7 protein-coding genes, 1 tRNA gene and 1 pseudogene are annotated in these 8,966 nt (G+C 66.7%); 5 read left to right on the forward strand and 4 right to left on the reverse strand.

What is annotated here, in order from left to right; genetic code table 11:
- Nucleotides 1-133: 133 nt before the first annotated feature.
- Nucleotides 134-208 (forward strand) — tRNA-Val (locus ACRDPN_RS02380).
- Nucleotides 209-296: 88 nt separating this feature from the next.
- Here ACRDPN_RS02380 and ACRDPN_RS02385 read toward each other — a convergent pair.
- On the reverse strand, nt 297-893 hold the full coding sequence (locus tag ACRDPN_RS02385) for a hypothetical protein (RefSeq protein WP_431445725.1): 597 nt from the start codon (nt 891-893) through the stop codon (nt 297-299).
- Nucleotides 894-1,182: 289 nt separating this feature from the next.
- Between ACRDPN_RS02385 and ACRDPN_RS02390 the strand changes: the two genes are divergently transcribed.
- Nucleotides 1,183-1,647: a hypothetical protein gene (locus ACRDPN_RS02390; RefSeq protein WP_431445726.1), complete on the forward strand. Its 465-nt coding sequence runs from the start codon at nt 1,183-1,185 to the stop codon at nt 1,645-1,647.
- A 10-nt stretch (nt 1,648-1,657) separates the two neighbouring features.
- On the opposite strand, the gene ACRDPN_RS02395 is transcribed toward ACRDPN_RS02390, so the two are convergent.
- From ACRDPN_RS02395 to ACRDPN_RS02405, 3 genes are all read right to left on the reverse strand, one after another.
- The gene (locus tag ACRDPN_RS02395) at nt 1,658-2,035 is read right to left on the reverse strand and encodes a VOC family protein (protein ID WP_431445727.1); all 378 of its coding nucleotides are present in this window, start codon (nt 2,033-2,035) and stop codon (nt 1,658-1,660) included.
- A 94-nt stretch (nt 2,036-2,129) separates the two neighbouring features.
- Nucleotides 2,130-3,509, reverse strand: coding sequence for a TrpB-like pyridoxal phosphate-dependent enzyme (locus ACRDPN_RS02400; protein WP_431445728.1), 1,380 nt, complete (start codon nt 3,507-3,509; stop codon nt 2,130-2,132).
- Nucleotides 3,510-3,570: 61 nt separating this feature from the next.
- Nucleotides 3,571-5,013 (reverse strand): flavin-containing monooxygenase, encoded by a 1,443-nt coding sequence (locus ACRDPN_RS02405; protein WP_431445729.1) that lies wholly within the window; start codon nt 5,011-5,013, stop codon nt 3,571-3,573.
- A 73-nt stretch (nt 5,014-5,086) separates the two neighbouring features.
- On the opposite strand from ACRDPN_RS02405, the gene ACRDPN_RS02410 reads away from it, so the two are divergent.
- The 3 genes and pseudogenes from ACRDPN_RS02410 to thrS all read left to right on the forward strand — a co-directional run.
- The gene (locus ACRDPN_RS02410; protein ID WP_431445730.1) at nt 5,087-6,571 is read left to right on the forward strand and encodes a flavin monoamine oxidase family protein; all 1,485 of its coding nucleotides are present in this window, start codon (nt 5,087-5,089) and stop codon (nt 6,569-6,571) included.
- A 10-nt stretch (nt 6,572-6,581) separates the two neighbouring features.
- The gene (locus ACRDPN_RS02415; RefSeq protein ID WP_431445731.1) at nt 6,582-8,111 is read left to right on the forward strand and encodes a hypothetical protein; all 1,530 of its coding nucleotides are present in this window, start codon (nt 6,582-6,584) and stop codon (nt 8,109-8,111) included.
- 59 nt (nt 8,112-8,170) lie between these two features.
- Nucleotides 8,171-8,966: pseudogene (gene thrS / locus ACRDPN_RS02420) on the forward strand (threonine--tRNA ligase); the annotation flags it as partial.

The raw sequence follows: 8,966 nt of genomic DNA on the forward strand, positions 1-8,966 counted from the left end.
ATCGCGAAACGAAGCACATCCGACAAGTCGCACGCGAAGTCCGAACCCGGCACAACGAACGTCTCGCACCCCTACGGACGTGACGACCAGTTCGTGACCCTGCAGCGCAGTGCGTTAGTGTTTCTCCGTCATCGGGCGATTGGCGCAGTGGTAGCGCGCTTCGTTCACACCGAAGAGGTCACTGGTTCGAACCCAGTATCGCCCACCAGCACGAAACGACCCCTGACCTGCGAAGACAGGTTCAGCGCTCACGTCGAGTTAGGGCCTGCGTGTGACAATTGCTCGGGTTTCTCCGCTTACTGGACCGGGTGCCACGTGTCCGCACCATCTGAGTGCGGCTTAGGTCTTCGGAAGCGCTTGAACCAAGGCGGTCGGTCAGTCGAGAGTGGCTCGTTGAGGTAGCGACGCCATCGATAGCCGCTTGAATCCCCAAAGACGACGCACGTCACCATGGGTCCGCCCGGAGTCGCGTCGTCGGTTGGCGCAGGTCCGACCATGATGAACTTTTCTTCGGTTCCCGGCGCGACGTAGGGACACGTCTCGGACGTAGCACGGTCATGCTCCCGCAACTCTGCCCAAGCCATGACGTCCACCTTGTTCATTACTTCTTGACTGTCGTTCTTCACGGTGACGAAGTAGAGCCGGGCGTGATCGTTGAACGTCACCGCGCCAGGACGCGGATACTCAATCGAAACGACTGTCGAACTGATGTGGCGGCCATCTGCTAGGTGGTCAACCGTTTGACCGGCTCGGACTCCGTTCATGGCTTCCGGTATCGCATAGACCAATCGCGGCTGCGCCGTTCGCTTGTCCTTCAGGCTTTGTCCGTAGAGATACACGGCCAATGCCAGCGCGACCGACGTCGCAAGGAGTTGAAGCCACTGCGGGAGCATGCTCCGAGGCTATGCGGCCGGTGGAGGGGTCAGGAGCCCACCCCGGCCATTCCTCCACTCGACCGCAACGTTCGGCATCTCGCTGTGCGCGCGGGTTACAGGATTTGTAGGAAGGTCACCAAGACGCGTCGGTGCCTGCAGACCTGAACGGATGCGACGAACGCCAGGCGATCGCGGCCTGGTCGTCTTGGTGGCTCGCTGTCTCGACGACCTCACCGTCGTCGGAACAAAGTCTGAACTCGGCCATGAACCCACCGTGGCACAGCTGGTGCTCAGATACCGTGTGCGCATGCCTCGAACTCCCCGCACCTCGGTATCCGTCCCGTGGGTCGCCGTACTCGCCGTACTCCTCGCATTCGGCTTGACGGCCTGCGGCGGCGGCGACGAGCCGGCGACGCAATCGACCGACTCGAGCACTCCATCTCCGGAGCCCGGCGAGGCCAAGGCGTCCGACCCCGAGAAGAGCTGTCAAGCCATCGTCGGCTCCGGTGCGGTCGAGGACATTCAGGCGGTGTTCGACAAATACAAGGACAACAACACGCCATTCACCGACGCGGACGCGAAGAAGATGCGCGATGCTCTTGACGAGCTCGCCAAGGCCGGCGACAACGCCTCACCGACGATTCGCGAGGACGTCGTGAAGCTCGTGGCCGACGCCGGCTCGATCATCGACTCCCGTGCCAAGCTCGAAGGCGTCGGCAAGGTCGCCACTCCGGAGACCGTGCAGCGAGAGATCGACGCTCTCTGCCGCTGACTCTTTGTCGTCAGCGGTCGCCGAGCGCGATGATGTTTCCCTCGCTGTCGTTGAACCACGCCGTTCGGATGCCATCGACTTCGAAGACGCCGTCAACCGTGGTGATGCCAGGGATGTCGTAGTCGTTGAACACCACGCCCTTGGACTTCAGCTCGGCCATGTCGCGGTCGAAGTCGGAGGTGTCGATACCCATCGCGGTGTTCTGCGCGGTACCGGCGTACGGGGTCTCGTAGACCAGTACTCGGGTGCCGCCCAGGTTGTACATCTCGGAGTCGCCCTGCTCGTAGGTCTCGACCGGGTCGAGCCCGAACTTGTCGTGCCAGAACGCGCGGGCGCGCTTGAGGTCGGACGCCGGAAGGACGGCGACACATGATGCGTTCTCGAACATGAAACCATCTCCGTTCTGCTCGCGAACCTACGCTCGCCTGGACATCTGGTCGATGCCCAGAACGGGTGATTCGTTAGCCCAGGTGCCTAAGCCATCAGGCGAGGACGGGGAGCTTGGCCAATGCCTCCGCAACAGCGGCCTGGGTGTCAGCGTCGCCCCACTCGTGGTCGACGATCTCGCCGGCCAGGTACGCGGCATAAGCGGGCAGGTCGAGGTGACCGTGACCGCAGAGCGCGGTGAGTATGACCTTCTCCTCGCCGGATTCCTTGCACCGCACCGCCTCCTCGACCGCCGCGGCGAGCGCGTGCGTCGGTTCCGGTGCCGGGACGATCCCCTCGGTCCGCGCGAACAGCACCCCGGCCGAGAAGCACTCGGACTGCGGCTTGGCCACCGCCTCGATCTCCCTGGTCTCGTAGAGGTGGCTGATCAGCGGGCTCATCCCGTGGTAGCGCAGGCCACCGGCGTGGATCGGGTCAGGGACGAAGTCGTGGCCGAGCGTGTGCATCTTCATCAGCGGCGTCATGCCCGCGGTGTCGCCGAAGTCGTAGGCGTAGGTGCCCTGGGTCAGCGAGGGGCAGGCCGCCGGCTCGACGGCGCGCACGGTGGGTGACATCCGGCCCGCCCACTTCTCGCGCAGGAACGGGAACATCAGCCCGCCGAAGTTCGAGCCACCACCGGTGCAGCCGACCAGCAGGTCCAGTGTCTCGCCGGCCTTCGTCAGCTGGAGCAGGGCCTCCTCGCCGATGATCGTCTGGTGCATCAGCACGTGGTTGAGCACGCTGCCGAGCGCGTAGTTCGTGGTCGGGTCTTGGGCCGCGACCTCCACCGCCTCGCTGATCGCGATGCCGAGCGAGCCGGTCGAGTCGGGGTGCTCGGCGAGGATCGCCCGACCGGACTCGGTGAGGTCCGACGGGCTCGGGTGCACGGTCCCGCCGAACGTCTCGATCATCATCTTTCGGTAGGGCTTCTGGTCGTACGACGCCCGCACCTGCCACACCTCGCACTCGAGGCCGAACTGGGCGCACGCGAAGGCGAGGGCGGTGCCCCACTGCCCGGCTCCGGTCTCGGTGGTGAGCCGCTTGATGCCGGCCTTTGCGTTGTAGAACGCCTGCGGCACCGACGTGTTCGGCTTGTGCGAACCGGCGGGCGAGACGCCTTCGTACTTGTAGTAGATGCGAGCCGGGGTCCCGAGCGCCTTTTCCAGCCGGTGCGCACGGAACAGCGGGCTCGGCCTCCAGAGCCGGTAGACGTCGAGCACCTCGTCGGGAATGTCGACGTACTGCTCGCCGGAGACCTCCTGGAGGATCAGATCCATCGGGAACAACGGCGCGAGGTCGTCGGGGCCGACCGGCTGACCGGTGCCGGGGTGCAGCACCGGTGGTGGCGGCGAGGGCAGGTCGTGCAACACGTTGTACCAGCGAGTCGGCATCTCGCTCTCGTCGAGCGTGATCTTGTGCTGCTGAACGTCGGTCATGCGCCATCCTCTCGTGTCGCTTCTACGCCGAGGAAGACCCTAGCCGGGGGCTGTAGGCGGGTCAGGCCCAGGCGAACTCGGACGGCTCCAGGGTCTTGGTGCGGCGCGCGAACGGCAGGGTGGCGCCCGGCCAGTTCGACGTGATGCGGCCAGACGGATGCCGGTACCAGTTCTCACAGCTCGCCCACACCGAGCGCTCCAGCTTCTCGCTGAGCTCGCGGTCGTAGGCCTCGTCCGTCGACGCCGTCACCTCGACGCTGTCGTAGCTGCCGGCCTCGAGCCGGTCCACGACCTGACGCATGTGGCGCGCCTGGGCCTCGAGCATGTAGATGATCGAGCCGCCGCCGAGGTTCGTGTTGGGCCCGTACGTCACGAACAGGTTGGGGAAGCCCGGAACGTACATGCCGAGGTAGGCATGGGCTCCGTCGGCCCAACGCGTCGCCAGCTTCTCGCCGTCGACGCCGGTGACGTCGATGGAGTCGAGGAAATCCTGGGAGTCGAACCCGGTCGCGTAGACCACGACGTCCGCGGGGTGCTCGCGCCCGGACTCGTCGACCACTCCAGCCGGACGCACCTCTGTGACCGCCTCGGTGACGACTTCGACGGTCGGCTCGGCGAGGGCGGGATAGAACTCGTTGCTGAACAGGATGCGCTTGCACCCGATCGGGTAGTCGGGGGTCAGCTTCGCACGCAGCTGCGGGTCCTTCACCTGGGAGTGCATATGACGCAGCGCCACCGCCCGATTGATCTTGCCCACCGGTGACATGGCGTCCATGCCGCGGGCGAACTGCTCCATGAACGTCCAGATGCCGCCACGCTCGGCTTGTTGCGTCACCGGGACGCGATGGAACAGAGCGGAGTGCCATCTCCGGTAGGGCATGTCCGGCTTCGGCAGCAGGTAGTTGGGGGAGCGTTGGAAGACGACGACGCGTTCGCCGTCGCGCACGAGGTGCGGCACGAGCTGGACCGCGCTGGCGCCGGAACCGACCACCGCAACCGTGCGGCCATGAATGTCGGCGTCGTGGTCCCACCGGGCCGAGTGGAACGACGGGCCCTCGAACGAGTCGACACCGGGGATGGCCGGCAGCACCGGTTCGGACAGCTGTCCGACAGCACTCACGAGGATGTCGACGGTCTCGGAGGAATCGTCGGCGAACGTCACCGTCCAGGTGGAGTCGTCGGCGTTCCACGTCGCCGCCGTGACCTCGCGGCCGTAGGAGATCCGCGGCGTCACGCCGTGCTTGTCGGCGACACCGCGGAGGTAGTCGTGGATCTCCTGCTGCAGCGCGTAACGGCGCGTCCAGTTCGGGTTGGGCTCGTAGGAGAAGGAGTAGAGCGGTGACGGGACGTCGCACCCGGCACCGGGGTAGGTGTTGTCGCGCCAGACACCGCCGAGGTCGTCTCCGCGCTCCCACAGTCGGACGTCGTCGTGGCCGCCGCGCAGCATCTCCACTGCGACGGCGACACCGCCGAACCCTGAGCCGATGATGCCGATGGACGTCATGTGTGGCCTCCATTGCCGAGCGTTTCCTTTTGCATCCTCTCTCGTTGTCTTTCCCGGGACGAGAGGTGGTCCGATGGACGTCGAGTCCGCAATCAGCCGGCGTGGCCTGATCGGTGGGGCTTTCGCGGGTGGTGCCGCCTTCGCGTTCGGGGGTCTGTGGCAACCCGCCACCGCGGCGAGCACGTCAGGGACCCTTCCCAGCAGTGTGGACGTGGTGGTGGTAGGCGCAGGCATCTCCGGGCTGATGGCCGCACGCAACCTGGTCAAGGCCGGCAAGGACGTCCTGGTCGTGGAGGCCAACGATCGCGTCGGGGGCCGTGTGCTCAACCACACGCTGACCGGCGGATCGGTCATCGAGTCCGGTGGCGCTTTCGTCGGACCGACCCAGAACCACATCCTCGCGCTGTCCAAGGAGCTGGGCGTCGAGACTTTCAAGGAGTACGTCGACGGCAAGAACGTCTACGCAACCGAGGGCATGAAGCTCGAGTACACCGGCACCGTCCCCCCGGATCCGCAGATCCTCGCCGATGCCGCGCTCCTGCAGGTGAGGATCGACGAGATGTCGAAGCAGGTGCCCGTCGACGCCCCCTGGACCGCCGAGAAGGCTGCCGAGTGGGATGCGATCACGTTCGACCAGTGGGTCCGGGAGAACACCATCCTCCCGCGTGTCCGGGAGGTCCTCCTGGCCTACCTCCAGCCGTCGTTCGGCACCGACGGGAAGAACATGTCGCTGCTGTTCCTGCTCTGGTACATCGCCACGGCCGGTGACGAGACGCATCCCGGCAACTTCACCCGGTCGTCGAGCACCGAGGGCGGCGCTCAGGAGTCGCGCTTCGTCGGTGGCTCGGGGCTCGTCCCGCTACGCATGGCTGATGCTCTCGCCGACCGGGTCGCGCTCAACGCACCCGTGCGCCGCATCTCGCAGACCGACTCGGCCGTCGAGGTTTCGACCGACCGCGGCACCGTCCAGGCCAAGCGGGTGATCGTCGCTGTCCCGCCACCGCTGGCGCTCGGTATCGACTGGGCACCGATGCTCCCATCCAGGCGCCACCAGCTCCTGGAAGGCATGCCGATGGGCCAGCTGATGAAATGCGACGCGGTCTACGAGACGCCCTTCTGGCGCGACAAGGGGCTGTCCGGGTCCGGTGTGGCGACGTACGGAGCCGTGCGCGCGATGTTCGACAACTCGCCGGCCGACGCCGCCGTCGGCGTGCTGCTCGGATTCGTGGGCGGCTCGACCTGGGAGACCTACGGACGGCTGCCGCTTGCCGAGCGAAGGGCGGCCGTGCTCGAGGGCTTCGCGCTGTTCGTCGGCGAGGAGGCGCTCAACCCGATCGAGTACGTCGAGCACGACTGGACGCTGGACCGCTGGACCATGGGCAGCCCCATCGCGTCACCGACGCCGGGCACGATCACGTCGTTCGGTTCGACCATCCGCGAGTCGGTCGGTCGCGTGCACTGGGCCGGCACGGAGACGGCCACATACTGGTCCGGCTTCATGGACGGCGCCGTCCGCGCTGGTGAGCGTTCCGCCACCGAGGTGGCGCCGCTCGTGTGACGATTCGCCCATGGGCAAAACGCTCGGGGCCTGTATCGCCATTCTCGTCGTGCTGTCGGGCTGCACGGACGACTCGAGCCCAGAGCAGGGACGGTCGTCTGTACCCACCCAGATGAAGGTCGACCGCGACACCTCCGTCGTCGAGCCGAGGTGGACCCTGAAGGACCTCGAGCCGATCGGCCAGCCGATCGTGGTGGAAGGGGCCGACGATGCACGTGTGGCCGTCGTCATCGCGAAGGAGACCAATCGGCGTCTCAAGATCGTCGGTGTGGACGTCGCCGGCGGCAAGCAGCTCTGGTCGCACCGGTTCAGCCCCAACCAAGCCCTGCCGGGCTATCCGGTCACGCCGGTGACGAGCGAGACCGAGGACGGCCAGAGGCGGGTCATCTTCTTCCTCGCGGCCGAGGAGCCGCTCGCGGTGGGACCCGCCGACTTCCTGAACCCGGTCGTGTCGGTCGATCCGGTGAGCGGCGACATCGAGACCCGGTCGAGACCGGTGCAGGCCAGCCAGCCGCCGACCGCCTGCGAGGACGGCACCGACGCGTGCCTGCCGGGCAACTTCGACGGCAGCGACACGGAGCTCAATCTGCGCCTCGACCTCGACGGCCGTGGCATCAAGGAGATCGACGAGGGAGCGCCTCCGAACTCACGCCTGATCGGAGACGCCGGCCTGTTCTCCACCTACGACCGTCCGGGGGAGGAGCTGGGCGTGCAGCGTGAGGGCAAGACCCTCTGGAAGAAGTCGCTCGAGGACCTCGTCGGCAAGGGCTACTCCACCGACGGGGGATGGGCGTTCACGCGTGAGTCGCGGCCGGACCGGTACACCGGCTACGTCGGCAGGGCGCAAGACGATGGGTCGACCTCCCAGGTGAGCCTGGTGAGTGAGAAGACCGTGGTCGACCTCGGGCGTGAGGTCATGGTCTCGTTCACCGGTTCGGACGGCGACGTGCTGTGGACTCGCAAGGGCGTCGAGCGGTGCTTCACGGGACCTTACGGTGAGGACGAGGAGACGGTTGGCGTCGTGGAGCATCCGTTCCGGTGCAAGGTCGCCGGAAAGCTCACGTACGACGAGGGAAGGATCGAACCCGAGATCGACGGTCTCTCGTCCAGCATCGAGGGCTACCGGCCCGCGTCGGGTGAGACGACGTGGTCGCACCGCCTGTCGACCGCCGCGGCGAAGGCCAACCGGCTGCCCCCACACGGCGTCTTCAACCGCAGCGGCGCCCGCATCGTGGCGGATCTCCGCGAGGGGCTGGCGATCGTCGACGTGGCCACCGGCAAGCTGGCACCGGCATCAGGGCCGACTTTCATGTGCCAGGCCGAGCCCGACTGGTTCCCGTACGCCCAGCCGTGGGGAGGCTCGGGCGACTTCGAGCGCTACGGAGCCGGCCTGCTCTACGCATGCTTGCCCGACGGCACGAAGGTCGACTCCGGCATGACGGCCGCCGCGCTGACCGAAGGCGCCGTGATGGCGACCGACACGTCCTACGTGCTCGCGTCCGAGGACGGGCTGGTCGGGTATCGCATCGGCGGTCGTTAGGCTGGGGCGCAAGCAGAACGCGCCACCCGTAGGGCGCGTCATCGAGAACGAGGTGTCCCGTGCCTGATGCAGCGTCCGAGATCTCCGTCGTGGTCCAGTCCGATGAACGATCCGTCGACACGGGAACCAAGGCCTGGCAGCTGTTCGCCGACGACCCGAGCGTCATCGCCGCCCGCGTCGGTGGCGAGCTCCGCGACCTCGCCCACGAGCTGAACGACGGCGACAACGTGGATCCTGTTGCAATCGACTCGCCCGACGGGCTCGAAATCCTGCGCCACTCCACCGCCCACGTCATGGCGCAAGCGGTGCAGGAGCTCTTTCCCGAGGCGAAGCTCGGCATCGGGCCACCGATCACCGACGGCTTCTACTACGACTTCGACGTGCCCGAGCCCTTCACCCCCGACGACCTCGAGGCGATCGAGACCCGCATGCGCAAGATCGTCAAAGAGGGCCAGAAGTTCGACCGGCGCGAGATCTCCGACGACGACGCCCGCGAGGAGCTGGCCGACGAGCCGTACAAGCTCGAGCTCATCGGGCTCAAGTCGAGCGCAGGTACGGAGTCGTTGGAGGGGAAAGCCGAGGGCGCGAGCGTCGAGGTGGGCGAGGGCGGCCTCTCCATCTACGACAACCTCAAGCGCGACGGCTCGCTGGCCTGGAAGGACCTCTGCCGCGGCCCCCACCTTCCCACCACCAGGCGCATCCCCACGTTCCGGCTGATGCGCAGCGCCGCGGCCTACTGGCGCGGCGACGAGAAGAACAAGCAGCTCCAGAGAATTTACGGAACTGCTTGGCCGAGCAAAGAAGCCTTGGATGCCCATTTGCACCGGATCGAGGAGGCGCAGAGACGCGACCACC

Origin of the sequence: Aeromicrobium sp. (assembly GCF_050700635.1) — a bacterium.
Lineage (GTDB): Bacteria > Actinomycetota > Actinomycetes > Propionibacteriales > Nocardioidaceae > Aeromicrobium.